This window comes from Empedobacter sp. UBA7611 (genome assembly GCF_002484365.1).
GTDB classification, from domain to species: Bacteria; Bacteroidota; Bacteroidia; order Flavobacteriales; family Weeksellaceae; genus Empedobacter; species Empedobacter falsenii_B.
The window spans coordinates 1-26,145 of record NZ_DLJR01000056.1 but is presented as its reverse complement, the minus strand read 5'-3'; the positions used below and the strand labels follow the sequence as shown (position 1 = coordinate 26,145).

The window sequence follows — 26,145 nt, the reverse complement described above, 5'->3', positions numbered from 1 at the left end:
TTAGTCTAATAAAGAATTAAAGTAACCATAGTTTTTGTTTATAATTAGTTTTCTATCAAGATATAAATTGGAAAGTTCACAAGTTGTTTCGGGTGTCAAAGTACAAGAATGGCAAGCTGCTAAATTTAGTTGTCCAACTCCTTGTCCTTCTGATTCTACGCAAATCGGGTCGGAAGAACAATCAGTTGCTCTGAAAATAGCAGAATTGATAATGCTGTTCAAATTTTCTAAATCATTACACAAATTTGAAAGTCCACCCAAATAGCCGTCCGTACCGTCAAAGGCTGAAATCAAAAAGCCGTGCATTGTTTCACTTACATACAATCTTTCAGATAGGGAAGATGCAGGATAACCACAAACGTATTCAAATTCCCGCATTAGTAAATGCGAAAGCGTATGAATTAAAACTTTTCTCGGCGTTAATGATTTTGCAATGATTTGGTGCGATTTCCAATCAGCGTTTTGAGCGTTTGACTTTATCTTTTCTGTTCGTTCAATTACTTCTTCTTGCTGTTCCCATTGTTCCAATTTCTGTTTATCTAAAACAAACAAAATTCCTTCGCCATAGCTTTCTAATGCAGGTAAAGTTTTTGTTTCAAAATTATTTTTAGAAACAGATTGTCGTTGAACGGTATATTCGTACTCGTTTTGATTTTGCAAAATTGAATCTACGTCAATCGGTTCATTTCGGGTAAATGAAGTTTGAACTGTTGTCTTTTTCAGTTTGTCAATCTTAACTAATTTTGAGAAGCCGTGAATTTGTAAGCTACAATCAATAACACGAAATTTTATTTGTTTATTGTCGGGCTGTTCTTTTTCTAAAAAGTATTTGTATTCGGTTTCTCGGTAAATGTTGTCGGGAATGTATTTAATGTCGCCTGTTTCCAAATATTGTTGAATGAGTTCTTTGTCAATTTTCTTTTGAATACTCACTAATTGAACAATTAACTCGTTTGTAAAATCCCCACTTTCAACCATATTGTCAATATCTATTCTGATTTCCGCAGAAAGTGGATTTTGCATTTCAGGGATATATAAACTACCCAACGAATTGGCATAATAAACACTATTGCTTGTTTTGAGTTTTACACTTGTTTGTGCTGTACAATTTTCCTCGTGAAATTTTCCATTATCGGGTTTTAGCCAATACTTTTTCCCAAGACATAATTGCTCATAATTGAAAATACCTTTCAGGTTGTTTTTCTTTTTACAATTTTTACATTCAATCCAAATACCCGAAAGTTCGGTGTTCTCACGGCTTATTTTGTAAATCAAATCTTGACTTTCGCAACACTTTTTAGAAAAATCTAATTGAGGTCCGCTCGGTTTTTCATTTTTATTATTGTCTTCGTTTTCTTCTTCGTTGGTTCTGTCTGTTGGCAAACGATTATTCCAAAATTCCCAAGGCAAATCGTGAATGTGTCCGTTACTGCAAGTCATCACAAAACGGATTTGCTCTAAATGATTTTCTTTGCACTCTTTATTACTGCACTTTGGCGGATTGAAAAAATCTGTCTTTTTGCCCGAAGCTGTCCATCGTTTTTTCCATTCACTATAATTTGCAAAACGATTACAACGTGTACAATAAAACCATTTCGGAAAATAGCTTGCTTTTGGTCTTACTTGATGCAAAAACGAATCTCTGTCGGTTGGAATAGCAACCAAATGTTTCAAATTTTGGAAACGATTTTTTAAGCGTTGCAACAAACGGTCGTCTTTGATAATGTAATGAGCCAATTTTTCGTTCAATTCGCTGTAACCCCATTCATCAAAAGTTTCTATGATTATGGAATTGTCTGTCGTTTCAATCAACGAACCTACACCGCCATAATTTGAAATATGCTTGCTTCTCCCGTGTTTAATTTTGTCGTATGCCATATTCCTAATATTGTTTGATTAGTATTTCGGCACTTGGCTCTACGCTTCGCATAGATTGCATTGCCGTTAAAGTATCATCGTCATTTTTCTTTTCTTGCATTGGCACAATCAACGATTCTTTCGGATGGTCTTTCCAAAAATATTTCAATTCTTTTTGTGCTTCAATTTTAAATTTCCAATCCCTCAAAATATCGTCTAACTTTTCTGTGATAAGTTGCAAATCGTTTTGTGCGAATTGATGATTTTTGAAAAGCGTAATCAAATTGCTACGCAAAGCGTTTTTTACGTTGTCATCAATCAACGCATTTGCAGTATCGTTGCTTGTATATTGTGTTGTGTGTCTGAAATACGCAAGTACAAGCGTAAACAACATTTTATCCAAAGCATTTTCTGCAAATGGTGTTACGCTCAAAGGCTCAACTTGCTTGTAAAATGTTTTGTGGAATTGAACAAAATCTTCGTAGTATGATAAATCACGACTGTTGAAAGGGTCATACAGTGTAATTACCAAACCTTCATTTTTCCTTGCAACACGGCTACTTGCCTGAATGTATTCGGCTGTGTTTGGTGGCATTCCGTTCATAACCATTACACCTAATCGTCCAACATCAAGCCCAACGCTAATCATATTGGTTGCTAAAACTAAATCGTAAGCCGTATGTTCTTTAAGATTTCCGTCAAATTTTCTTTCCAATAAGTCCAAATTCTTTTTGATTTTCTCATTCGGAATACGGCTTGTCAATTCAATGTTTCTGTAAGAAAGTTTGTTGTAATTATTTGCTGAAATAAAATCATCGTTCAAATAGCGAACTTGTAATTGCTTGATAATCGGTTTTAATTCGGAATTAACTTTGTTTGAAAAACGCCCGATTTCTTTCAAACTTTTGAAGTAGGAAAGTATTGTCCAAAAACTATCTGCTTCTTGTTTGTCGCTTGATTGTTTCCAAATTTCCAATCTTGCAAAAAGCAAAGAAGCCAAAAGTTGTAAGTTTGTTACAACGGTTGTTTTTCCCGTTGGTAAAATGCCGATGTATTTACGTTTACTTTCTTCAATAACTTTTGAGAAAAATGTATCGTCCGAATTGGTTGCATATTGCGGAAATACTCTTGCTTCACGTCCATACAAACCTTGAATTTGTTTGTCCACATTTTTAACGGTAGCCGTAGAAGCAATAATTTTTGGATTATCACAAAGTTTTAACAAGGCATTTTCAAACAAACCGACTAAACTTCCTAATGTTCCATTAAGCAAATGCAACTCGTCTTGAATAATCAATTCGGGTTTTCGGTTTGAGCCATTATTGAAAAAAGTTGTTGCTTCACCTTTCCAAGCAAGCATTGCGAATTTATCAACGGTTGCAAAAAGAATGGTTGGCGGTTTTTTGTAAATATCTTCATCAATCAACACGACAGGCAAACCGCCTTTTTGTTCTGAAAAATGACAGGCTTCATTCAAACAATGACTGTGTAGTTGTGTTTTCCCAACTCTGTGTCCGATTTGGAAAACTTTGTCGTCTTGCTTTAATTTAGAGATAATTTTTGTGTTGCACCATTGGCAATTTGACAACTGAAAAGGATTGACAACAAAGTTGTCACCTTTGTTCAGTTTTTCTTGTGTCTTTTTAAGTTTGTTTTCTGCGTCTTTTAAAGAGTTTGGTATCGTTTGAGCACCAACCCAAAAACCGATTGAAATTTGTTTGTCGCCTAAATCTTTGTGATTACTTCGGATAAATTCACAAGCCAAAATCATTTTTGATGCTCGTTCAAACTGCTGTGCAGAAAGTAAACGCAATGTGTAACGAATGATGATATTTACACCGTCATAACTGTCGGAATGTTGTATTCTTCGCCAAAAAATCAAGAAAGCCGAAACTGCTAAGTATGCTTCTGTTTTTCCGCCACCTGTTGGGAAATACAACAAATCAATCAATTCTTTTTCCGTGCTATTTTCATCAACAAATGAAGCCAAACATTGTAAAATAAAAGCTAATTGAAACGGTCGCCATTCGGGAACTCTACTTGACGGAAAATTTAGAGTTGCGTATTCTTCAAATTTATGTTGCAAAACTTCATTTCGTTCCCACACTTCAAAACCTTCTTTTCGCTTGTTGAAATGTTGTGCGGTTTGAAACATTTGCAAATAAATTGCCGTGTTTGCCAACTGAAACGCACGCAACGCATTTTCGTTCTCTGAAAGCAACTTTATTCCGTTGCTAATGCGGTTGTAAATCTGTTCGCACTTTGCAATGTTTTTTAAACCTAAATCATTTCCGTTTGCAGATTTTCGTTCATCTTCAATCCAATTTTTATAGGCTTCTGCAACTTTTGTGAGATTAGAAATGATATTTTTTGTGTCTAAATTGTAAACAGACAAATTTTTAATGTTGAGAATATCCCCTTTGATTTTGTCGGTTTCAGAACTTTGACTTTTTACATCATATTCGGGCAAAAATGTTGATTTAATCCATTGTGGCGTGTTTGGAGATTGAGCATTTTCCCATGTGCAAGCCGTGTTGTGTCCAATTCCGAACGCCAATTTTTCACGATAGAGATAATCCAACATTTTATCTTCATCGGTTTTGTACAAGTGTGCTTTGTAATCTCTAAACGGCAATAATTTTTCGCTTTCAATTTTGATTTCTGTTTGGAAACAAGACAACTGATTTACCTTTTCTTTGGAAAGCGAAAATTTATCTTTTGCAATCAACGATTTGTTTTCAATAATTGCTTTGATGTAATATTTATCGGGATAATTGGTATAAAGTTTAAAATGGAAAACAAGGTTTTCTTTCATTTCCTTACTCCAATTTTCGGTATTTACATTTGCTTGTTCCGATAATTTTAATTCAAGATGTTGATTTTCGGCAGAAAGTATATCGGCAATGTTTATTTCAAGTTCAATGCGGTTGTCGTTACGTTTGTATTTGTCTTTGAAAAATAGTTTTGAGATGATTTTATACAAAGCGTGGTCATAAGACGTTGCTTTGCCTAACGATTTTAAACTGTCTTGAAATGCCTGATATTCTGTGGTTATTTTTCCATCTTTGGTTCGTTGAATTTTTTTCGTTTGAGAAAGTGTTTTGTTTGCTTCATCATAACTTACAATGCCATTTAAGCCGTGTTCCGCTAATAAATTTAAGCTTTCGCCACTATAAGAGATTTTAATTTCTTCGGGCTTGGCTTTGATGTAATTTCCGAAACGGATAATTGTTTTAAATTTTTTGCAATTGTTTTCAACGGCAAAAGTTATCCCAAAATGAGAAGGGAAAAATGTGTTTGATGTGTATTTAGGTTGTGTGTCGGTTTTGTCCGTTTCATCTGCATCTTCTTCAAAATTTTCTTTCTCTTTGTTTTCAGGTTCAAGCGTTTCAGAAGATAAATCGGTTGTATCGTCTGCATCTTCGTCTTTCATTTGGTCTTCGCCATTATCGCTTGCATTTGGCTGTAATTGTTTTGGAAACAAAATTCCCGAAAAATAGCGTTGCAACGGTTTCACCTCAATAATTTCATCGCTAAAATCATCTTTGCATTGGAATACATCTGAACCTGCACCGACAATTTCTTTTCGGATACGCTCAATAACTATATCTCTGTTTTCTTTTACGCTCATATTTCAATTAGTTCTAAGGCTGTTTCAGTCAAATTTTCAATGTTGTCGCTAAACACTTCTTTATTGATTATCGTGTGCAACGGCATATTTTCTTGAATGAAAGTTTGTAAAGTCGTAGCGTTCAAATTCCTTTTTTGAAGAATTTCGCCCACTTTATTTTCTTTCAAAAACAAACGCAATTCCTGTTTCAAACCACGACCAAGTACAATCATGGTGCTGTTGTAAGTGGTTTTTGATTTCAGAATTGGTTTTAAGATTGTATCAATTTCTGTTTCGGATTTATCTTGATAATACAATTTAAAAATTGCTCTCAAATCGTTTTTGAACATTGGGAATTTCCGTAAACTTCTCTCGCCTCCGTAGGTGTCAAGCGTATTTTGTAGCACTTTAAGCCCTTTTTCTTTCAGTTTACTGTACAGTAAATCATTTCCGTATTTTCTTCTTAATTCTCCGATGATTTGTTTCCAATATTTAGAATCTTCCTCTACTTTTCCAAAAATATCGGGTTCGGTTTCAACGGCTACTTGATACAGATTTTCAGCTAATTGCGATTTTGGATAAATGCGGATTTTATCGCCAATTTTTATTTTGTACGATTTCATCAAGTCGCCTTTGTCGGTAAAAACTGTATCGCTACTTTCTAAATAAAAAGTTGTGATGTCTGATTTTACTTTGTAAATCAGTTTTTCTTCAATTTCATTCAGCAATAAATCACTTTCGTTTTTGTAACCGTCATACGCTCTGCCACTCATTTCGTCCAATCGTGAAACAATGCCATTTATTGTAGAACTAATGTCGGTTACATTATCTCGTACTTCCTTGTATTCAATTCCGCAAATAGAAAAACGGTCTGCTGATTTTGTTTCGGCTTCAATTAGTTTCTTGCGTTGGTCAAGGTATTTGTGAAACAAATTCTTTTCTTGTTTGTAAACGACAAGACGAATTTCGTTTTCTAAATTGTAGAGATAATCAAAATCCTTTTGTCCGTTGAAAGAATGAAAAACCAAAACTTTGTTTTGTATGTCTGTTCTTTTTAATGCGGAAAACGATACAATTTCAATCTTTTTGTTTTTGATGTATTTGCCGATAAAATCCAAATCGTTGTTATCAAAAACAGCAATCATTCTTTTGTCAGTTTCAGTATTCAAAAAGTTCAACAAAACTTTTTGCTTTGGCAAATTCTCTTTGAGATGATGAAGTATTGCAAGTAATTCCGTTTTTGGATTGTTTTCGTTTAAAAAATCAACGGAATAACCGCCTGCATCTAAGCCATTTTCTAATTCTCGGTTTATGCCAACACGCTCAATTAAGTTTTCAATCGTTTCTTGTTGAATAGCGTTTAACGCAATTCGTAAAATGTTTCCGTAAGATTTTAATTCAAAACCAAATTGCGTATGCACATACGCAATCTTTTCATCAAGATTTTTGATGAAATTTTCTAATTCGTTGCTTGGTATATTTCGGAAGTTAATCATAAGGCATTCACAATTTCAACTTCCTCTTTAAACCAATTCCAACAAGGAATAGAATGATTTTTTAATGGCGAAATACTATTTGAAACGATAATTAAATTGAAGCCAAATTTTGCCTTGTCTTGTAGCATTTGTTCAATTTTGTCGGCTTCGGTGTCAAACACAACAATAGTTTTTATCTTTTCGTTTTTGGAAAGAATGTTTGAATAACAAACTTCGTATTTTGGCGTGAAATACGCCAAACAATCCTGCAACGCAGGAATTGACCTTGTTTCGGTAGTGTTGTTTTCTTCTCTTGGGTTTGGCAAATAAGCACAGGGAATTTTGTTTCTATTCGGTAAATTATCCCAAAGAGGTTTCTTGGCAATGAAAACGGTTTTTTTTTCAAAGTTAGTAGGTGTAAAATCTAATTTTAAACCGTTGTTCAAGTCAGTAAAAAACTTTGTGTAGCCTTGTAATGTAGATTGTTTTGTTCCTTGTTCTATTGGAATAAACTTTTTAACCAAATCATCGTATTTTAGATTGATTTGAGCTTTGTTCTTTATGTGTTCAAGTAAAAATGTATCGTTATGAATGTTCTTTATCAAAAAGTCGTGTCTTTTTCCGTCAGCATATTTTCTTTTGTCTCGTAGTTTGTTTCCCTTTTTTAATGTCGGTAAATCGTAATGATTTTTGTAGATGTCGTTTGCAAGCTCAACAAACAAGTTTTGTCCAATTTCAATAATGGTTTCTTTTGAGTTCTGAAAGTTTATGTGTATCGGTTGGTTTTTTTGATAATGTTCTAAAATGAGTTTTGTTGTCAGGCACGAAGCATTGCTATTGAAAACATTCAGTGTTGTTGTGTTTTCAAATTTATTCCATAATGCTTGATAATATTCCTTGTTTAAAATCATTCCTTAAAGCTCTTTCTTGTCGGTCTGTCAAATTTGTTTTGGTGTGTTGGTGACCAACTTACAAAGTTAAAAATATTTACCTGTTAAATTATTGTTTGTCTGAATGTTTGTTAGGGTGGTGGGTGGGCTTGGGTGCGTTAGGGCAAAAGCAAATGTGGTGCAATAGCATTGGCTTTGTGAGTTGGCATTGCACCTCTTTTGATTTTGCGAAGCGTTGTTTTTTCTGTCCATTTTGTTACTGTCGTTTAATGTTTGTACAGTCGTCCGTAGGGTTGCTGATAACGAGCCGAGTATTTGCGAAGAACGGGAGAGAAATTGAACAAAGTTCAAGTTCGTCCGTTCAAGCAAATTGCTTGGCTAAAACTAAATTAGTGTATTGTTTTAAGAAAAGCAATTTTGCGAGTGGAAAATTATGACAAAAAAGTTAGCCTTCAACCCGTTTTTTCGCAAATACTTTGTTAGCAGAAGTACTTTTAGTAAATTGTTAAATGATCTTTTAGAATCCAACCAATAGTTTTCTTTCCACTACTATTATAAAATTCAGTATAAACGAAATATTTAGATTCAGCAATTGAATTAATCATATCTCCATAGACCAAATAAGACGTTTTTTTACTATTTATATTAGGTGAGTTACAAAAATGAGTTTTCGAGGCAATTACCATATATTTTTTTTGTACATTTTTTTCATAATTATTATAAATAATCTCGTTTGAATTATTAGAATTACTTAGAAATCTACTATTTATATAACCTATGTTGTTTTCATAAGAATTTGAATATGAGTTATATGTTTTTACGATTACTTTATCCCAATAACCTACTTTGTTTAAAAATTTTATTTCTTCTCCGTATGATAGTTCACCAATAATATTATTACCTGTATTTGGAGTACTTCTAATGTTTACTTTTTGGGTATTTACATACTTCTTTGAACTATATCTAGAATTGTCAGAGTTGGAATAATTTGAGTTCTTTTTTGTTTCAGAATTATTATAGTTATTGTAATTAGAATTATTTGATGAACTATTTAATCTAGAGTTATTATAATTTGAATTATAATTTGGTTTATTGTATTCTAAGTTAGGATTATAATTTCCCGGATAACTATAATTGTCTGTTACAGTATTGTTAGGATAAGTTCTAACGTGAGGTCTTACATATGTTCCATCTTTTCTGTAATATCCTTTGACGTTTACTTGTGAAAATATGTAAATTGGAGTTATTAAAAAAAATATTAATAAAAATTTATTCATTTATTCAGGTTTAAAGTATTTCTGCTAACATTGTTTTTTCACGAAACTGATCTAGCTTTTGTTTCGTAAAAAATCAACTATATCCGCATTTCGTAAAATTAGAAGCAAATATAATTATTTTTTTGTAAATAAGATACTTATAAAAACAATATTCATGTATCACGAAGTAATTTGATGTAAAATGTAATAATGAATGTATGGATAGCGAAACAAAGTATTCTTGCATCATTTTATTTTTACAATTTCAATTTCCTCCCACTTTTGTTCGTGTTTTCTTCGACCGTTCTTCGACGAGAATGCCGTTTTTCCGAAGATTCGTCGAACAATGGTCGAACAATGGTCGAACAAGACCAAAATTGACCAAAAATTCAACTTCTCTCTAGCTCTTATAAATAGGAGGTTAGCGAGGTTTTTATTTTGTTATATTACTATTATTGTGTAAAAAGCAACTGGACAAAAGTGGACAAATGCGGGCAGAGCAGGGCAAATGCGGGCACAAAATTGTGTTTTTGTAAATGGTGTTGTTTCTGTTGCTAACTTTATGAATATTAACAATAAAAACTTGCAATTATGGCAGAAATTAAAAAAGGAATCCTTGGTGGATTCTCAGGAAAAGTAGGAACTGTAGTAGGCGTTAATTGGCGCGGCAAAGACATTATCCGTAGTTTGCCAAAAAAATCTAAAAGCCAACCTACTGATTTGCAATTGATGCAACAAATCAAATTTAAGAAAATTATTGGTTTTTTGCAACCAATTCGTCTTATTCTTAATTTATATTTTGGGAATAGAGTCGGGCTAAAATCGCGCTACAACATCGCGACTTCTTATATGCTGAACAATGCATTGGAAATGGAGAATGGTTTACCTGTTATTGTATTAGAGCGTGTATTGGTGTCGAAAGGCGATTTGGTTGGCTTTTTACAACCTACGATAGAGACGGCAGGTGGGGATAGTTTCCAAATGAATTGGGAAGATAATTCTGGGCAAGGCAATGCGCAACCTTCGGATTTTGTGAATCTTGTTTGTTATTGCGAGGAACTAAATTCGTTCGAAGTGTTTCAGAATGTTGTAACTCGTGATTCTATGATTATAGATGTTACTTTACCAACGTATTACAATGGCAAAAAAGTGAATTTTTGGGCGTTTCTGAATAGTGAAACAAAGGCTATGGCGAGTACCAGTATTTATCTTGGCGAGTATATGGTTGTGTAAAGGTAGTAGTGAGGTAGTAGTAAAATGAAGTTCGTTGATTGGAGTGATTTTTCGGTACAATACTTTGTTTAACGGCGTAGAAGAGTGAAGAAGAATCGTATCGAAAATAGAATTTTATAAATGTTGTTTAAATTTATTTTGACCACATAGAAACATAGTTTTAGTTGTGATGGCTTATAAAGATTAGTTGAAAATACGAATAGGTAGACTACTAATTGGAAAGCAAAATCATTTGGTTCTATGTTTCTATGTGGTATTTTTTTTGCAAAGTGAATATGTGTTTTTTTTTCAACTTTATGTTTGGTGTAAAATTCTGGGAGAACCTTGCTTGTATTTATGGTTTTAATCCTAAAACTGTTCAACGATACATTGGTTTATTGTCGAACATAATCGATTTGAGTACTCTACAAAAAGTAGGGTGATAGCTAGATTTCGTGTAAAGGAATATTGTTTGTTTGGTAAATATTTGGTTATTAAGTATTTATTTTATAAATTAGTACATCTTAACATCAACTAAATATATGAAAAATGATTTATTTTTACAAAACGATGGAGAGGCATTAAAGGATATGAAGCTCCTGCTGATAGAATTCCAAAAAACTTTTCTACTATTAGAAGAAAATCAGAAATTCTATGATAACGCAGACCTAAAAAGTTTGCTTAACGTGAGTGACAAAACGTTGTATAGGATGAGGAAAACGAATAAGATTCCTTATATAAAATTTGGAAATAAATTTTATTATCCAAAACAGTTCTTTAACCAAATGGCTCTTTGATAAGAGCTTTTTTTGTGGGGTATTGGGAGTGGTTGAGATTTTGTATATTGGAATGTTGTTGAATGAAATATAGAAATGACAACTTTTTTGTAAAACAGGTTTTGTTTATTCTTGTAAAGAAATATTGTTAAGTTTAATTTTGTAAAATGACCCTGACTGATAGTATTGGAAAAATTATAACCGAAATAAAATATTGTTATAACCCAGAAAATAAATATGGATTACAGGAGTTTGAGTCTTTTATAAAAATTGATAATGATAAACTAATTCAAATTCCTTACTTTCCAACAGAAGAATGGAATGAAAGTGAAACTTTAAAAAAGTTTGAATTAGCAAGGAAAGTTGAATCTAAACTAATAGAATTAATTTTAAATTTAAAAATCATTAATTATCATTTTAAATATTTCGAAAATGAACTTGATGAAATGGAGAAAGCAATAATTGAGCTTGAAAATAGACTATATATTACTGAGAAAATGGACCATTTGGATTAACTGATGTTGATTTGCATAGTATGCATACAATAGAATTTCTAAAATTAAAGGAAAATATTGAATCAGAATTTGAAATAAAACCTTTAATAATTCAATAATAATATCACTATAGCTAATATTTATTAATAAAAGCTGGTATAGTTTTTAAATAGAAAAAATATAGTAATACTCAAAAAGCTTCTAAATCACTAAAGATTTAGAAGCTTTTATTAGTTTTATAGCATTGGTATTCAGGATTGAATTGTGGGTGATTTTAACCTCTAAAATGTCCTACCCATTCTTTGAATTTACCAAATTGTTCTAATAGAAAAGATTCTTTTTCTTCTTCCTCTTGAGGTGAATCTGATCCAATAGGTAGAATATGTTCAAAATAAGTTCCCTTTAAAACTTTATTCAATAAACCTTCACCCATGAATGGTTTATCATCGTTCAACGTTTTAGTTGCTTTTAATAAATGACGAATGTCGTATTGTAATGGATTAATGTCTGGAACTTGCTTATTTAAATTAAGTAATTCATAAACTGCAATACGTGCGGTACGAACAGAACTTTCCATTGTGAAAACTACATCGTTATTGGTTTCTACAAATTGACCTACTAAACCTAGATTCTTACACTCATCTGGAACTACTTGTGGGCGGTCTCCTTTTGCTCTAGGCATAAACATAGATGTGATGTAAGGCATATAAGCAGAACGAGTGATTGTATTCTCAATAACGTCGTCTATTTGGTCTTCAATTCCTAAATGATAACATAATTCTGTTAGGATTTCGTTTCCTGTACAAGTAGGCATTGTTTTCTTGATGTAGTTTCCTTCTTTATCCATAAATAATGCATAAACCCAAAGTACTAAAATATCATCTGGTTGTGTAGGAAAATGTGGTTGACGATTACACGTAAAACTCATTAACCAATTAGAATCTGTAATGGTAATAATTCCACCTGTAACAGTTTGACCTGAATATGGATCATTAACAGAATATTCTTTTAGTTTTTCTACTAATGCAGAAGGTTTACAAGTTAAAGTAACAGATTCCCATGAAGATTTTTCAATATTCCCACAAAATTTTTCTGGACGACCAAAAACAGGAGATTTAGCAGAAAGATTTTTCCATAGTTTCCACCCTGCACTTTGACCACTAGTATTATTATCTATCGCTAAAACTGGTGCCGTTGTATTATCTCCATACGCAGTATCTTCAGTCATAGAACCAGTAGTTACAATAACATAATCATTTGGTGTAACAGGAATAATTACATCTTGTCCATCTTGTTCTGTTATAATTCCTTTGACTACTTTTCCTTCTGTATTAATTAATAAATCTAAATCTTTAACCAGTGTATTTAACTGAATTTTTACTCCTTTTTCTTTTAACCATTTACCTAATGGCGTAACAAAAGTGTCGTATTGATTGTATTTAGGAAATACCAATGAAGAAAGATCATTTAAACCATCAATCGCATGTAAAAAGCGATGCATATATAATTTGAATTCTAGTAAACTATGCCAATTCTCAAAGGCAAACATTGTGCGCCAAAATGTCCAGAAATTACTTTCTAAAAATGATTGATTAAAATAATCTTCAATCGTTATGTCGTCCAATTCTTCTTTTTTCTTCAACAAAAGTTTGATAATAGCTAATTGATCTTTCTTATTCAAACCAAATTTACTAAAGTCTTTTACTTTCCCTTTTTCATGAATTAAACGTGCAATAGAATAATTAGAATCATTATCATTTACTAATCTATATTCGTCTAAAACACTATAAGGTTCTGGTAACTCTAATGCAGGAATGTCTTGGAAAATATCCCATAAATTCTCGTAGGTACAATCCATTTCTCGACCACCTCGAATTATGTAACCATCTTTTGCATTTCCAGCTCCATCTAACGAACCTCCTTCGACCTGAAGTTGTTCTATAAATGTGATGTTCTCTGGAGTGAAATGTCCGTCTCGAATAAAATAATAAGCAGTAGCTAAACCTGCAATACCACTTCCCACAATATATACCTTACTGTCCTTATAAGATTTTGTAGGAATTCCTTTATTGCGTTGGTAATTTCCTATTTGATCAGAGAAAGGATAAGATTTTTCTGGAGTGTTTCTTGGTGTTTCTTTACTCGCATCTGGTTGATGATCAATATTTCCGTAGATAGTAGAATGATTTAAAACGTTGTCAAATTTTGAAGTAATTTTATCCATAATTATTTATTTTAAGATTCTACAATAAAATTACGCTTTATTACTTTTCTAAAGTATCCCGAAATTCGTCATTTGTATCCCAAATTTCTTTTTTTATATATGTTGTTGTTTTCTATATTGTTGAGGAGAAATAGAAGTATATTTTTTAAAAAAACGACCAAAAGATGAAGAAGAGTTGAAACCTAGATCTAATGCTATCTGGACAATTGTTTTCTCTGAATAACCAAGCAAAACATATGCTTCTTTTAATAAATATTCGTCGATAATAACATGTGGAGTTTTCTTAGTTGCTTTTTTTACAAGGTGAATCAAATATTTATTTGTAATAAATAATTGATCTGCATAAAACTGTACGTCTTTGTGAGCGATAACATTTTCTTGTACAAGTTGTGTAAACTTACAAAATAGAGTGTTGATTTCGCGGGAATGATTTTTATTTTCTTTTGAATATTGTTCAGCAATTATAGAGGCAGATTCAAGTAGTAAAGTAAAAATAATCGATCGAATAATATCTTCTAAGAACAAAACATTTCTTTCTCGTTGCTCTTGAAGATAATTGATTAGCATAAAAAGATGATTCGCTTCTTTTTTATTCGCCTTACAAACTGTAAAGTTTTGATGTGTAAACAAATTAAGTTTATCAATAAAGAAAGGATTAGAAATGTTTTTAAGGAGAAAATTTTTCTCAAAAAATAACAATTTCATTCTGAAATTAGAGCTAGTATCTAGAATTTTCAAAACAGTAGATGGAGCAGAAATTAAGAATTCATTTTGAATAATACAATATTTCTGAGAATCTATCTCAACTTCTATTGAGCCAGATAAACAAATACAAAATGCATAAAAGTCGATTCGAAATGATCTTTCAGGAAACGCAAAAATTGGATTTCCTGATGAGATATAATATAGTTTATTACAATTTACGCCATAAAAAGACAAGGTCTCTTTTAGATTTTCATAGTTTTTCATGCTTGAAAATAATAGTTGGTCAGATCGTTTTTTTAGGGTAGTAGAATTGATATAGCAAAAATAAGAATTGTTTAGTAAGTAATTAAATACAATAAGGTATTTTAACTGTATTCTAATGTAAAAGTTATTTTCATATCAACTAAGTAGTTCTTAAATAAGAAATTTCATGAATATAATCAATGAAATATCGGCTAACAATGTTGAATGATGTAGTAATTTTTTGTAACAAGTAATACTTTTGGATTGTGTAGTTTGTTTCGGTTAAGATAAATTACCTTTGCAAAAAATCCGTTATGTTTTCTGCCATTAATAAAAAATTAAATTTAGATCCCGTTTATAATCTCCATTTTATTTTAATGTGTTTGAGTTCGTTGTTGTTTTCAGCGAGTTTTAATATGATGATTCCCGAGCTACCTGCTTATTTAAGCAGCATGGGAGGAGCAGAATACAAAGGATTTATTATTGCATTATTTACCTTGACAGCGGGAATTTCGAGACCTTTTAGTGGAAAATTAACCGATAAAGTGGGGCGGGTACCTATTATGGCAGTCGGTTCTATTGTCTGTTTTGTGTGCGGAATTTTATATCCTGTTTTAACAACCGTTTCAGGTTTTTTATTTTTGAGATTGGTACACGGCTTTTCGACAGGTTTCAAACCCACTGCAACAGCAGCTTATATTGCAGATATTATTCCGCGCGAACGTTGGGGCGAAGCATTGGGCTTGCACGGAATTTGTTTCAGTATCGGAATGGCAATTGGACCTGCATTGGGAAGTACAATTACATTATATACATCGATTAATGTGATGTTTTTTACGTCTTCGTTTTTTGCATTATTATCGATATTGATTTTATTCAATATGAAAGAGACCTTGCAAAATAAACAAAAATTTTCGTTCGGATTATTAAAGATTTCGAAGCAAGATGTTTTTGCAAAAGAAGCTTTGCCAGCGGCATTGATTACGTTTCTTTCTTATGTCGCTTATGGTTCTATATTGACATTAATTCCAGATTGGACCGAACATTTAGGTTTTCAAAATAAAGGCGTTTTCTTTATTGTATTTACAATATCATCGATGATGGTTCGTTTCTTTGCAGGTAAGATATCTGACCAAAAAGGGCGTGTGTTGGTGATAAAATTAGGCTTAGTTTTATTGATTATTGCATTGGTACTTTTGGCTTCTATTGATGCAAAAATAGGGTTGATTTTAGGGGGGTTGATGTATGGCATTTCAACCGGAATTCTTTCACCTGCACTAAATGCTTGGACAATAGATTTTAGTAAACCTGATGAACGTGGAAAGGCGATGGCAACAATGTATATTGCGATGGAAGCGGGGATAGGACTTGGAGCATTGTGTGCGGGTTGGTATTTTCAGGATTATTTGGATCGCATTCCGATGGTGATTTATGTTTCGGCATTTATCTGTCTTTTGGGAACCATTTACATGCTGAGATTTAAGAATAAGCCTCAAACAATTTAATTGAAAGAAATGAAAGCAGAATTATATCAATTTATAGCACAACAAATCGAAGATAAAATAACGTATTTGAATGGTTTGATTGACGATTTGCGCGCCTCGAACAACGATACCAAAAGTAGTATGGGCGATAAGTACGAAACATCGCGCGAAATGATGCAACAGGAAATTACTCGAATTCAAAACCAATTGAATGAAGTTTTAATTCAGCAAGACGTGTTTTCTAAAATAAAAATTGTGGAGAACAAAACCATTGGTTTAGGTAGTTATGTTGAAACTACGATGGGAAATTTCTGTATGGCGTGTAGTTTTGGGGAAATTATTTTCGAGAATAAAAAGATTTTTGTTCTATCAACTCAAACCCCTTTGGCTAGAATCTTAGTTGGAAAATCGGAAAAAGATACGTTCGAAATGAATGGAAAAGTTTTTGTAATTAGTAAAATTAATTAAAATAAAAAAGGACGTAGTTGCGGTACGTCCTTTCTAATTGAAAAGTATGTATTAGAATTGTGCGGCTTCCGTACTTTCGGCCATAGCTGTAGTAGATGAAATGCCTTGTTGCACTGTGTTTTGTACGTAATCGAAATATTGTGTTCCTACAAAAGATTGGTGTTTTACAGCTGCAAAACCTTCTTCTTGTAACGCAAATTCTTTTTCTTGTAATGCCGAATATCCCGCCATTCCTTTGGCTTTGTATGCACGTGATAACTCGAACATAGAGGTATTCATTGCATGGAAACCAGCTAAAGTAATGAATTGGAATTTGTATCCCATTTCAGCTAAATCTTCGCGGAATGTTTCCATTTGAACTTCTGTTAAATGTTTTGCCCAATTAAATGATGGGGAACAATTATAAGCTAACATCTGATTTGGATATTTTTCTCGAATCGCTTGTGCAAATTCTCTTGCCATTCCAAGATCTGGATTAGATGTTTCCATCCAAATTAAATCAGCATAAGGCGCATAGCTTAAGCCTCGATTAATTCCTTGTTCCAAACCATTTCTCACATTGTAAAAACCTTCAGAAGTTCTACTTCCTTGGATGATAAAAGGTTGATCTCTTTCGTCAATATCCGAAGTAATCAAATTCGCAGCTTCTGCATCAGTTCTGGCAACCAATAGAGTAGGAACGCCACAGACATCTGCTGCTAAACGCGCTGCAACCAATTTGTTAATTGCTTCTTGTGTTGGAACTAAAACTTTTCCACCAAGATGACCACACTTTTTGGCTGATGACAATTGATCTTCGAAATGAACGCCAGCAGCACCAGCTTCTATCATTTGTTTCATCAATTCATAAGCATTCAAGTTTCCTCCAAATCCAGCTTCAGCATCGGCAATAATCGGTACCATATAATCAATGTTTCCTTGTTGGGTAACAGATTGTATTTCATCGCGACGACGCAACGCATTATTAATACGCTTTATCACCATTGGAACCGAATTGGCTGGATACAATGATTGATCTGGATACATTTCTGCCGAAAGATTTGCATCTGCAGCAACTTGCCATCCCGAAAGATAGATTGCATCTAAACCAGCTTGCACTTCTTGTATGGCTTGATTACCATTCAAAGCGCCTAAACCCGCCATAAATGGCTTCGAATTTAAACCTTCCCAAAGTTTCTTAGCACCTAATCTTGCTAAAGTGTAATCGATGTCCAAAGAACCTCTTAATCGAATAACATCTTCTGCTGAATAAGGACGAACAATGTCTGTCCAGCGTGGATTAGTTTCCCAATCCTGCCGAATCTTTTGAATTCTTTCTTGATTGCTCATAATTGTGTTTTTTGTGTTTTGTTTATGAATGTGTGTTGTGTGTGTATTTCTTTTTGTGTGTGTCTGGTTATAAGGGCTTAATCAATATACTTATAGGCTTCTAATGTTAAAAATTCGGTAAACTTGTGCGATAAAACTAATTCGTCAAAGATTGAAATAGCTTCTTCAAATCTTCCGTTCAAATAGTTTTCCTCACCAACTAATTTTTTTATTTTTTGAACCTCTTCGGCTCTTAATTTTTTGTATTTGTCACTGTTAAATTCGCATCCGTTTTCTAACGTAATCGACTGGCTTAACCATTGCCAAACCTGCGTACGAGAGATTTCTGCTGTTGCTGCGTCTTCCATTAAGTTATATAAAGCTGCGGCTCCTTTTCCAGATAACCAACTTTCGATGTATAAAATTCCGACATTAATATTGTCTCTAATTCCTTGTTTTGTAACTGTTCCTTTTGGCAATTCTAACAAAGCCTCGGCAGTTGTTACAACATCTTCTCGCTTATTGGAAATTTGATTAGCTTGTGGCATATATTCGTCAAAAATATCTTTTGCGACTTTTACCAAAGCAGGATGCGCAACCCACGTTCCATCGTGTCCATTTTTTACTTCGCGAAGTTTATCATTCTTCACTTTTTCAAAGGCAATTTCATTGACTTTTTCATCATTCTTAATCGGAATTTGAGCAGCCATTCCACCAATTGCATGTATGTTTCGTTTATGACAACGTTGGATAACTGCTTGCGAATATGCAGCCATAAAAGGCGAAGTCATCGTAACTTGTGAACGATCTGGAACAATAAAATTTGGGTGTTTCTTAAATTTTTTGATATAAGAAAATATATAATCCCAACGACCGCAGTTTAGCCCTGCGATGTGGTCTTTTAATTCGTAAATAATTTCATCTAACTGAAAAGAAGCAGTTATAGTTTCGATCAAAACTGTAGCTTTAATTGTAGCTTGTGAAATGTTCAAATAATTTTGTGCAAAGACAAAAACATCGTTCCACCAGCGTGCTTCTAGGTGATGTTCTAATTTAGGAAGATAGAAATAAGGCCCACTTTGCTTGGAAAGTAACGTGTGTGCATTATGGAAAAAATATAAACCAAAGTCAAATAGTGAGCCTGATATTTCTTGTTTATCTATTATGATATTCTTTTCATTCAAATGTAAACCTCTCGGTCTTACAAGCAAGACAGCAGTCTTTTCGTTTAATTGATACTTTTTTCCATTATTTTCGAATGAAATAGTACCATTTACAGCATCTCTTAAATTTTGTTGTCCTTGAAGATTGTTATCCCATGTAGGAGAATTACTATCTTCAAAATCGGCCATAAATGTTTTAGCGCCAGAATTTAACGCATTAATTACCATTTTACGATCGACTGGACCAGTTATTTCAACGCGTCTGTCTTGTAAATCAGCTGGAATAGGAGCTGCTGTCCAATCGCCATTTCTGATTTCTTTTGTTTCTGACAAAAAAGTTGGAAAATTACCCAAATCAAAAAAGATTTGTCTTTCTTGTCGATTCGCCAAAAGTTCTAAACGTCTTTCGTTGAAATTTTTGTGTAAAGCTGTTAAAAAATTAACCACTTCGGTTGTCAAAACATCTGGATAACTATCCAGCTTATTCTGCGATAATTTTAATTCACTTGTAATAGTATCCATTTTTTGTGTTTTTGTTGTAATTTTGGTTTTGGTTATTCGAGCGGAATTTTACTTCCAGCGAACGTTCGCTAAATTATAAAAATTCGTTTACATTTACCAAATATTTTTGAAAAAATTATGCAAGAAGAATACATTAAATTAATTTTTGGGTTAAAACTAAAACAAGTAAGAATGGCTAAAGATTTGTCATTGTTTAAGTTATCTAAGTTAACTGGACTTTCGAAATCGTATTTGAATGAGATCGAAAAAGGTAAAAAATATCCAAAAACTGATAAAATTGTTGCTCTTGCCGAAGCGTTGGAAATTCCTTATGATGAGATAGTTTCTTTAAAATTGGGTAAGAATTTAGCGCCAGTCGCTGAGATTCTACAATCAAATTTATTGCAAGAAATTCCTTTGGAACTCTTCGGAATTGAAGAAAGAGATTTAATTGAGATCATTTCTAACGCACCAATGAAGGTAAATGCGTTCATTTCTACGTTGATTGAAATAGGTAATAATTACAATCTTACACGCGAAAGTTTTTTCTTGGCTTCGTTGAGGTCTTTTCAGGAAGCAAATGATAATTATTTCCCTGAAATTGAAAAATCTGCAAAGAGTTTTTTACAAGAATATTTGATTGAATCAGAAGATTTTGTAAAAAATGAAACGATGGAAGAAATTCTGAAAGAAGAATATAATTATACCATTCTTTATGAAGATTTCACTTCGTTAGGAGGGAAGGATTTAGCGAAATTACGTTCTATTTTTATCAAAGAGAAAAAGCTGTTGTATATCAATATTAATTCTGACAATGATCAAAAACGATTTATTTTAGCGAAAGAATTAGGCTATAATTATCTTGATTTGAAGGAACGTTTGTATACATTTTCGTGGGCAAGTTTTGATAATTTTGATCAATTGTTAAACAATTTTTATGCATCTTATTTTGCTGGAGCTTTGTTGTTACCAGAAGAAAAACTGTTGAAGGATATGCAGAATTTGTTTGCTATAGAGCATCATGATTTGTCTAAATTTCAAGAAATTCTTGGAAAATATACCGAATCACCTGAAACGGTTTATCAACGAATGACAAATTTGTTACCCAAACATTTTAATATTCGTGATTTGTTTTTCTTGCGTTTGTCAGCAAAAGTTGGTTCAAATTCATATAAATTAACGAAAGAACTTCATCTTAATCAACAACAATCGCCACAAGCAAATGAAACGGATGAGCATTATTGTCGTCGTTGGGTTTCGTTAAATGTTTTGAAAGAATTGGAAAAACATCAAGATGATCATCATGAGATTTCTGCACAAATTTCGTTGTATCCGTTCAATAATAATCAAAAATATTATGTAATTTCTTCTGCAACGAAAGATCCATTCAATCCAAATTATTTACGAAGCGTAACGATTGGTGTATTGTACAAATCAGCTCAACGTAAAGTGAAATTTATGAATGATCCCTCAATTCCTGTAAAAGAAGTTGCGGTTACGTGTGAAAATTGTGGTATGAAAGACTGTGCTGAACGTGTTGCTGAACCAATTCGTTTTGAAAAAGATATCCGAAATAAACGATTAAATGTTACGATTAATGATTTTATAAAAGAGCAGAGTAAGTAATATTATCTACCATAAAATAAAAAGGAGAACTTGTTTCAAGTTTTCCTTTTTTTATGTTTAATCTAAATATTCTAATCTATTTTCAACTAATATTACATGATGTTGAAGCGAAAATGTGTTTCCTCTTTCTATGGTTGTGCAATCAAAATTACGGTATTGTAATTCGTTGAATAATGTTTTGACATAACATCTTCTTGCAGAATTCCAAGAACTGTTCCTACATTTTGATTAAAGCGTTCGATTAATTCGTTGTCAGTTAATTCACGAAATAATACGACAAATTCATTTTTTAGATTTTCCATTGTTTTAATTTTTTAATGATAAAAACAACAGGATAGAGTGGAGAATAACCTTTTATTTTGGCGTTTGCCCTCATTCTATACCACCGTAGCGCGGTTTTGGCTCGGTTGGTGTTCTGATTTTTCAGAAACTCCTGATGATTGATAGAGTAAATATAGGCATAAATTTTAAAAACAAAAAAAGGAACTCAAAAAAGTTCCTTTTCAATATTTTTATTCGGATAATTCTAACCAACGGAATTCTTTTTCTTCTAATTCGTCTACAATTTTTTGTAGTTCATCTCCAATAGTTGTGATTTTGTCGTAGCCTAAATTTGGATCAGAAAGTAAATTCGTTAATTCTTCTTTCTTGGCTTCAAGAATTGGTAAAGATTTATTAATTTCTTCTAATTCTCTTTGCTCTTTAAACGATAATTTTCTTGGTTTGGCTTCTTTTATTTTTTCTTTTGATTCTACTTTTTCTTGAATTGAAATTTCTTTTTCAGCTTTTTTATCTTCTGACTCAGGTTTATTTTTATTTTCTATATGATATTCGGTATACGTTCCCATATAACGAGAAACTTTTCCTTCGCCTTCGAAAATCATTAATTCATCAACCACTTTATCCATAAAATATCTATCGTGGGAAACAACTAATAAACAACCTTGATATTCTTCTAAGAAACTTTCAAGAACCGTCAAAGTTGGTAAATCTAAATCATTTGTTGGCTCATCGAGAATCAAAAAGTTAGGATTTTTGTACAAAATTGCTAATAATTGCAGACGTTTTTTCTCTCCACCACTCAACTTTGAGATAAAAGTATGTTGTTGTTCTGGCGTAAACAAAAACATTTCTAAGAATTGCTCTGCACGCATTTCTTTTCCATTTGCAAGCGGGAAAAAATCGGCAATATCTTTCACAAATTCTATGACGCGCTCATCTTCTTTGAAATCAATTCCATCTTGTTTAAAGTGTCCAATATTTAAGGTTTCTCCACGTTCAATAGTTCCAGAATCCATAGTTTCGATTCCTTCTAACATTTTTAGGAAAGTCGTTTTTCCAACACCATTTTTTCCAACTAAACCAATTTTTCCACCACGAGCGAAAATATATGAGAAATCATCTAAAATTTTCTTTTGACCAAATGCTTTCGAAACATGTTCCATTTCGATGATTTTTTGACCCAAACGTGTCATTACCATCTCTAATTTTACTTGTTGATCGACAATTTTATGTTTAGCTACTTTTTCGGTATCATAAAACGCGTCAATACGAGATTTAGATTTTGTCGTACGCGCTTTTGGTTGACGGCGCATCCATTCAATTTCTTTACGATAAAGGTTTTTCGCTTTGTCAATTGTCGCATTTTGATTTTCGATACGCAATGCTTTATTCGTAATATAAGTTTCGTAATTTCCCGAATGTACATACAATGTTTTGTCTTCCATTTCTAGGATTTTAGTACAGATTGCATCCAAGAAATATCTGTCGTGGGTTACAAGAATTAAGGTTTTATTTTCTTTGTTTAAGAAAAATTCTAACCATTCTACCATTTCAATATCTAAGTGGTTGGTAGGCTCATCTAAAATTAAAAGAACATATCCAGTTTCGAAACTTAAATCAATCAAAAATTTTGCTAAAGAAATACGTTTGCGCTGACCACCAGAAAGTTTTCCAATTTTTTGATCCAAGAAATCAATTTTCAATTTTGATAAAATTTCCTTGATTGTTGGTTCAACTTTCCATGCATCTAAAACATCCATTTTTCCCATTAAATCAATTAAATCAGGATTTGTTGGATCATTTTCGATCATGTTTTCATATTGACGAACAACATCTAAAACTTCATTCGAATGATTGAAAATATATTCTTCACTTTTTAAATTTTCGTCAAAATCATCACTTTGATCCAACATCAATATTTTTACACCTTTCCCAGGACGAACCTCGCCAGAGTCGGGAGTTTCTAAGCCTGCTAAGATTTTTAGTAAAGTTGATTTTCCACTTCCATTTTTTGCAACAAATGCAATTTGATCGCCTTCGTTTACATGAAAATTTACATCTTTAAATAAAGTTTGGATTCCGTATGATTTGGTTAGATTTTCAACTGTAAGAAAATTCATGGTTTATTATCTGTTTTGTAAGTTAAAAAAGATGCTAAATCTTTTCTGTTTCGATTTGTTTCATCGATTGTTTAGCTTTTCTTATTTTAACGATTAGAATAGCCAAAGATAAGACAAAGCAAATACTTCCTATTACAATTAGATTATTTAAATGTGGTTGAATTAACGCAGGATCGCCTTTTTCTATGAAAAGTATTCGGAATATTTTCAAATAATGTGTTAATGGAATGCAATCTGCAATTGCTTGAATCCATTTTGGCATTTGGCTTAAAGGCCATGTAAATCCACTTAAAATGAAACTTGGTGTTGCAACAACCATCAAAACTTCAGTTGCTTTTAGTTGACTTGGAAGGAGAATGCTGACTAAAAATCCTAAAAAGCAAACGGCTAAAATAAATGCAAGAGAAGAAGTGAAGAATGACCAGAATTCGGTTTCTAATTTCATGTCATAAAACATTCCGAACCAATAATACAGCATATATATAAATACTGACATAAATAAATAAGGGAAAGTTTTGACGAATAAAATGGTAAACGGATTAGATGATTTTGAGATTAATTCATTAAATGTTCTATTCTCAAATTCTGAAGCAAATGAAAGTGCTAAACCTAATAATAAAACTTGTTGTAAAACGGTTAATAAAACACCTGGAAGCATAAAATATAAGTAGTTTCCACTTCTGATATTTTGACGAATCATCGTTGATTTGAATGGTTCGTAGCTTTGTGTTGCAATATATTCGGGAACGCCTTGTTTTCGAGCTGTTTCTATCGAAATTCCGGCTTTCATTGTTGTTAGAACTGTCGTGATAGCGATTGCCGCTGTATTAGAAGTTAACGTGTTTGAAGCATCTACAAAATAAGCGATTTCGGGTAATTTTTTTTGTTGTACATCAGACTGAAAGTTTCGAGGAATGACAACCACAACTTCAGCTCCGATTGCTAAAGCTTTATTCTTAGAATCAAATGTTGAAGGTAAAACTTCAGCAACTTTCACCGATTCATTTTCATCCAACATCTGAATAATTTTTTGACTTGTCGTCGTACGATCTTCGTCTACAACAATAATTGGTAAATCGGTTACATTTCCTTTTTTATAAACATTTCCGATCAGGACACCATACATAATAGGAGCTCCCAAGAATAAAATTGGTAAAACAGGATTCTTGAAGAAAAGTTTGAATTCTCGTATAATTAAATGAAAAATCGTTTTCATCAGAATTTATTTAGCGTTAAGATCTAAAACTACATTTGCTTTTGTCAATAGTTGAGCAGCTTGTTTATAGTCAACAGGAACAACTTTCACTTCATATTGCGATTGTTGTTGATCAATATCAGGATAAGCAGTTGAAATATTAGCATACGAATTAAGCACTTTTATCGAAACAATTTTACCTTTCAAAACCATATTATTTTTATAAGGAACTTTTAAATTGACGATTTGATTTTTTTGCAATTGTCCGATTTTATTCTCAGGAATTGTAAATCTAAAAAATGTAGTTTCTTCTAAAATTCCGGTTGCAATAGAATATCCAGCCAAAGCTAATTCTCCAACTTTTAGATTAATTGTTTCAACCGTCATATCTTGTGGTGCTTTGATGTATCTTTCCGCCTCAGCAACATCTACTTCTTGCAAAGCTCCCAAAGCACGCTCTTTTTGTCCCAAAGCCATTTGTTGTTGCTCTACACGCGCACCATTTTCGGCATCAGCTAATTCCGCTTTTGCAGCTAAATATTGGTTTTTAGCGCCTTGATATTTAGCATAAACTTCATCATAACTTTGTTGTGGAACAAGACTATCTCGAAGCATATTTTTTAGTCGATGATTTGATTTTTCTGCATAATCTAATTGCTCTTTCAAGCCAGCAACTTTTGCACGCAATTGTTTCAATTGATTATCTGTAGCACCTTTTTTAGCCATTTCGTATTGAGCTTCGGCAGAATTTACAGCACCTTCTGCTTGACTTTTCTTCGCATCAACTTCTGGTAATTGTAAGATAAAAAGCGTTTGTCCTTTTTTTACTTCATCACCTTCGTGAACTAATATTTGATCTATTTTTCCTGGAATTTTTGTTACAACGCTAATTTGATCGCGCTCAATTTTACCTTGAAAAATAGTTTGCTCTTCTTTTTTATTTTCCTTGTCAGATGATTTACAATTTGTAAAAAGTATTAATCCGCTTAAAGCAAAAATATAGTATAGTGTATTTTTCATGATTTTAATTTGATAATTGATTAAATAATTCTCCAGAAGTTTGAAGTAATTCGTAGGTTTTAGAGCGTTGATCCAAGATTTGAGCATAATAACCTAAATTGGCTTTGTAATAATCATTTTCGGCAGCCAAACGCTCGGTTACATCTATTAATCCTTCTTGAAATTGTCTTGATGCGATTTCTAAATTATTTGTTGCAATGGTATTTTGTTGATTATTTCGCGGGTTCAGAAAACTA

19 protein-coding genes, 1 pseudogene and 1 riboswitch are annotated in these 26,145 nt (G+C 32.5%); of the genes and pseudogenes, 6 read left to right on the top strand and 14 right to left on the bottom strand.

The features are described from left to right. The 5 genes from drmB to B3R94_RS09655 form a co-directional block, all read right to left on the bottom strand. Nucleotides 1-1,878 (bottom strand): DUF1998 domain-containing protein, encoded by a 1,878-nt coding sequence (gene drmB, locus B3R94_RS09675; protein ID WP_291100417.1) that lies wholly within the window; start codon nucleotides 1,876-1,878, stop codon nucleotides 1-3. A 4-nt stretch (nucleotides 1,879-1,882) separates the two neighbouring features. Continuing rightward, on the bottom strand, nucleotides 1,883-5,488 hold the full coding sequence (locus B3R94_RS09670; RefSeq protein WP_291100414.1) for a helicase-related protein: 3,606 nt from the start codon (nucleotides 5,486-5,488) through the stop codon (nucleotides 1,883-1,885). Further along, nucleotides 5,485-6,963, bottom strand: a complete 1,479-nt coding sequence (locus B3R94_RS09665) for a hypothetical protein (RefSeq protein WP_291100411.1) — start codon at nucleotides 6,961-6,963, stop codon at nucleotides 5,485-5,487. Before B3R94_RS09665 ends, B3R94_RS09670 begins: the two co-directional genes overlap by 4 nt. Further along, nucleotides 6,960-7,853, bottom strand: a complete 894-nt coding sequence (locus B3R94_RS09660) for a hypothetical protein (RefSeq protein WP_291100408.1) — start codon at nucleotides 7,851-7,853, stop codon at nucleotides 6,960-6,962. The genes B3R94_RS09665 and B3R94_RS09660 overlap by 4 nt, the downstream gene beginning before the upstream one ends. A gap of 473 nt (nucleotides 7,854-8,326) precedes the next feature. After that, nucleotides 8,327-9,109 (bottom strand): SH3 domain-containing protein, encoded by a 783-nt coding sequence (locus tag B3R94_RS09655; RefSeq protein WP_121935588.1) that lies wholly within the window; start codon nucleotides 9,107-9,109, stop codon nucleotides 8,327-8,329. A 570-nt stretch (nucleotides 9,110-9,679) separates the two neighbouring features. Between B3R94_RS09655 and B3R94_RS09650 the strand changes: the two genes are divergently transcribed. From B3R94_RS09650 to B3R94_RS09640, 3 genes are all read left to right on the top strand, one after another. Next, nucleotides 9,680-10,321, top strand: coding sequence for a DUF6266 family protein (locus B3R94_RS09650; RefSeq protein ID WP_115001161.1), 642 nt, complete (start codon nucleotides 9,680-9,682; stop codon nucleotides 10,319-10,321). A gap of 521 nt (nucleotides 10,322-10,842) precedes the next feature. Continuing rightward, entirely contained in the window at nucleotides 10,843-11,097 is a 255-nt protein-coding gene (locus tag B3R94_RS09645; RefSeq protein ID WP_312067372.1) for a helix-turn-helix domain-containing protein, read from the top strand. A gap of 146 nt (nucleotides 11,098-11,243) precedes the next feature. Beyond that, nucleotides 11,244-11,591, top strand: a complete 348-nt coding sequence (locus B3R94_RS09640) for a hypothetical protein (RefSeq protein ID WP_291100403.1) — start codon at nucleotides 11,244-11,246, stop codon at nucleotides 11,589-11,591. A gap of 253 nt (nucleotides 11,592-11,844) precedes the next feature. Here the strand turns inward: B3R94_RS09640 and B3R94_RS09635 are convergent, their stop codons facing one another. Together B3R94_RS09635 and B3R94_RS09630 are read right to left on the bottom strand one after the other, a co-directional pair. Continuing rightward, nucleotides 11,845-13,794 carry an oleate hydratase gene (locus B3R94_RS09635; RefSeq protein WP_291051990.1) on the bottom strand — a complete coding sequence of 650 codons (1,950 nt, stop codon included), beginning with the start codon at nucleotides 13,792-13,794 and terminating at the stop codon, nucleotides 11,845-11,847. Nucleotides 13,795-13,887: 93 nt separating this feature from the next. Then, a complete protein-coding gene (locus tag B3R94_RS09630; RefSeq protein WP_291100400.1) occupies nucleotides 13,888-14,763 on the bottom strand; it encodes a helix-turn-helix domain-containing protein in 876 nt (291 codons plus the stop codon). 293 nt (nucleotides 14,764-15,056) lie between these two features. On the opposite strand from B3R94_RS09630, the gene B3R94_RS09625 reads away from it, so the two are divergent. Both B3R94_RS09625 and B3R94_RS09620 read left to right on the top strand, forming a co-directional pair. Continuing rightward, nucleotides 15,057-16,247, top strand: coding sequence for an MFS transporter (locus B3R94_RS09625; protein ID WP_291100397.1), 1,191 nt, complete (start codon nucleotides 15,057-15,059; stop codon nucleotides 16,245-16,247). A gap of 9 nt (nucleotides 16,248-16,256) precedes the next feature. Continuing rightward, a complete protein-coding gene (locus B3R94_RS09620) occupies nucleotides 16,257-16,694 on the top strand; it encodes a hypothetical protein (RefSeq protein ID WP_291100394.1) in 438 nt (145 codons plus the stop codon). 51 nt (nucleotides 16,695-16,745) lie between these two features. Here the strand turns inward: B3R94_RS09620 and aceA are convergent, their stop codons facing one another. Next, on the bottom strand, nucleotides 16,746-18,023 hold the full coding sequence (aceA, locus tag B3R94_RS09615; protein WP_181816319.1) for an isocitrate lyase: 1,278 nt from the start codon (nucleotides 18,021-18,023) through the stop codon (nucleotides 16,746-16,748). Between the two features lie 77 nt (nucleotides 18,024-18,100). Continuing rightward, nucleotides 18,101-19,687, bottom strand: a complete 1,587-nt coding sequence (gene aceB, locus B3R94_RS09610) for a malate synthase A (protein WP_291100391.1) — start codon at nucleotides 19,685-19,687, stop codon at nucleotides 18,101-18,103. Nucleotides 19,688-19,804: 117 nt separating this feature from the next. On the opposite strand from aceB, the gene B3R94_RS09605 reads away from it, so the two are divergent. Further along, nucleotides 19,805-21,292, top strand: a complete 1,488-nt coding sequence (locus tag B3R94_RS09605) for a helix-turn-helix domain-containing protein (RefSeq protein WP_291100388.1) — start codon at nucleotides 19,805-19,807, stop codon at nucleotides 21,290-21,292. A gap of 128 nt (nucleotides 21,293-21,420) precedes the next feature. Here the strand turns inward: B3R94_RS09605 and B3R94_RS09600 are convergent, their stop codons facing one another. From B3R94_RS09600 to B3R94_RS09580, 5 genes and pseudogenes are all read right to left on the bottom strand, one after another. Further along, entirely contained in the window at nucleotides 21,421-21,594 is a 174-nt protein-coding gene (locus B3R94_RS09600) for a hypothetical protein (protein WP_181816318.1), read from the bottom strand. Nucleotides 21,595-21,637: 43 nt separating this feature from the next. Further along, a riboswitch (SAM-I-IV-variant riboswitch) is annotated at nucleotides 21,638-21,737 on the bottom strand. Between the two features lie 67 nt (nucleotides 21,738-21,804). Next, on the bottom strand, nucleotides 21,805-23,694 hold the full coding sequence (locus tag B3R94_RS09595) for an ABC-F family ATP-binding cassette domain-containing protein (protein ID WP_291100386.1): 1,890 nt from the start codon (nucleotides 23,692-23,694) through the stop codon (nucleotides 21,805-21,807). A 34-nt stretch (nucleotides 23,695-23,728) separates the two neighbouring features. Next, a complete protein-coding gene (locus B3R94_RS09590) occupies nucleotides 23,729-24,910 on the bottom strand; it encodes an ABC transporter permease (RefSeq protein WP_291100383.1) in 1,182 nt (393 codons plus the stop codon). A gap of 6 nt (nucleotides 24,911-24,916) precedes the next feature. Further along, nucleotides 24,917-25,909 (bottom strand): HlyD family secretion protein, encoded by a 993-nt coding sequence (locus B3R94_RS09585; protein ID WP_125349239.1) that lies wholly within the window; start codon nucleotides 25,907-25,909, stop codon nucleotides 24,917-24,919. A gap of 4 nt (nucleotides 25,910-25,913) precedes the next feature. Continuing rightward, nucleotides 25,914-26,145: pseudogene (locus B3R94_RS09580) on the bottom strand (TolC family protein); the annotation flags it as partial.

Bases quoted from the DNA above. Each gene is read 5' to 3' on its own strand.
- aceA (WP_181816319.1), bottom strand. From the start codon at position 18,023: ATGAGCAATCAAGAAAGAATTCAAAAGATTCGGCAGGATTGGGAAACT.
- B3R94_RS09635 (WP_291051990.1), bottom strand. From the start codon at position 13,794: ATGGATAAAATTACTTCAAAATTTGACAACGTTTTAAATCATTCTACT.
- B3R94_RS09630 (WP_291100400.1), bottom strand. From the start codon at position 14,763: ATGAAAAACTATGAAAATCTAAAAGAGACCTTGTCTTTTTATGGCGTA.
- B3R94_RS09665 (WP_291100411.1), bottom strand. From the start codon at position 6,963: ATGATTAACTTCCGAAATATACCAAGCAACGAATTAGAAAATTTCATC.
- B3R94_RS09590 (WP_291100383.1), bottom strand. From the start codon at position 24,910: ATGAAAACGATTTTTCATTTAATTATACGAGAATTCAAACTTTTCTTC.
- B3R94_RS09660 (WP_291100408.1), bottom strand. From the start codon at position 7,853: ATGATTTTAAACAAGGAATATTATCAAGCATTATGGAATAAATTTGAA.
- B3R94_RS09600 (WP_181816318.1), bottom strand. From the start codon at position 21,594: ATGGAAAATCTAAAAAATGAATTTGTCGTATTATTTCGTGAATTAACT.
- B3R94_RS09625 (WP_291100397.1), top strand. From the start codon at position 15,057: ATGTTTTCTGCCATTAATAAAAAATTAAATTTAGATCCCGTTTATAAT.
- B3R94_RS09640 (WP_291100403.1), top strand. From the start codon at position 11,244: ATGACCCTGACTGATAGTATTGGAAAAATTATAACCGAAATAAAATAT.
- B3R94_RS09595 (WP_291100386.1), bottom strand. From the start codon at position 23,694: ATGAATTTTCTTACAGTTGAAAATCTAACCAAATCATACGGAATCCAA.
- B3R94_RS09670 (WP_291100414.1), bottom strand. From the start codon at position 5,488: ATGAGCGTAAAAGAAAACAGAGATATAGTTATTGAGCGTATCCGAAAA.
- B3R94_RS09645 (WP_312067372.1), top strand. From the start codon at position 10,843: ATGAAAAATGATTTATTTTTACAAAACGATGGAGAGGCATTAAAGGAT.
- B3R94_RS09655 (WP_121935588.1), bottom strand. From the start codon at position 9,109: ATGAATAAATTTTTATTAATATTTTTTTTAATAACTCCAATTTACATA.
- aceB (WP_291100391.1), bottom strand. From the start codon at position 19,687: ATGGATACTATTACAAGTGAATTAAAATTATCGCAGAATAAGCTGGAT.
- B3R94_RS09620 (WP_291100394.1), top strand. From the start codon at position 16,257: ATGAAAGCAGAATTATATCAATTTATAGCACAACAAATCGAAGATAAA.
- B3R94_RS09605 (WP_291100388.1), top strand. From the start codon at position 19,805: ATGCAAGAAGAATACATTAAATTAATTTTTGGGTTAAAACTAAAACAA.
- B3R94_RS09650 (WP_115001161.1), top strand. From the start codon at position 9,680: ATGGCAGAAATTAAAAAAGGAATCCTTGGTGGATTCTCAGGAAAAGTA.
- B3R94_RS09585 (WP_125349239.1), bottom strand. From the start codon at position 25,909: ATGAAAAATACACTATACTATATTTTTGCTTTAAGCGGATTAATACTT.
- drmB (WP_291100417.1), bottom strand. From the start codon at position 1,878: ATGGCATACGACAAAATTAAACACGGGAGAAGCAAGCATATTTCAAAT.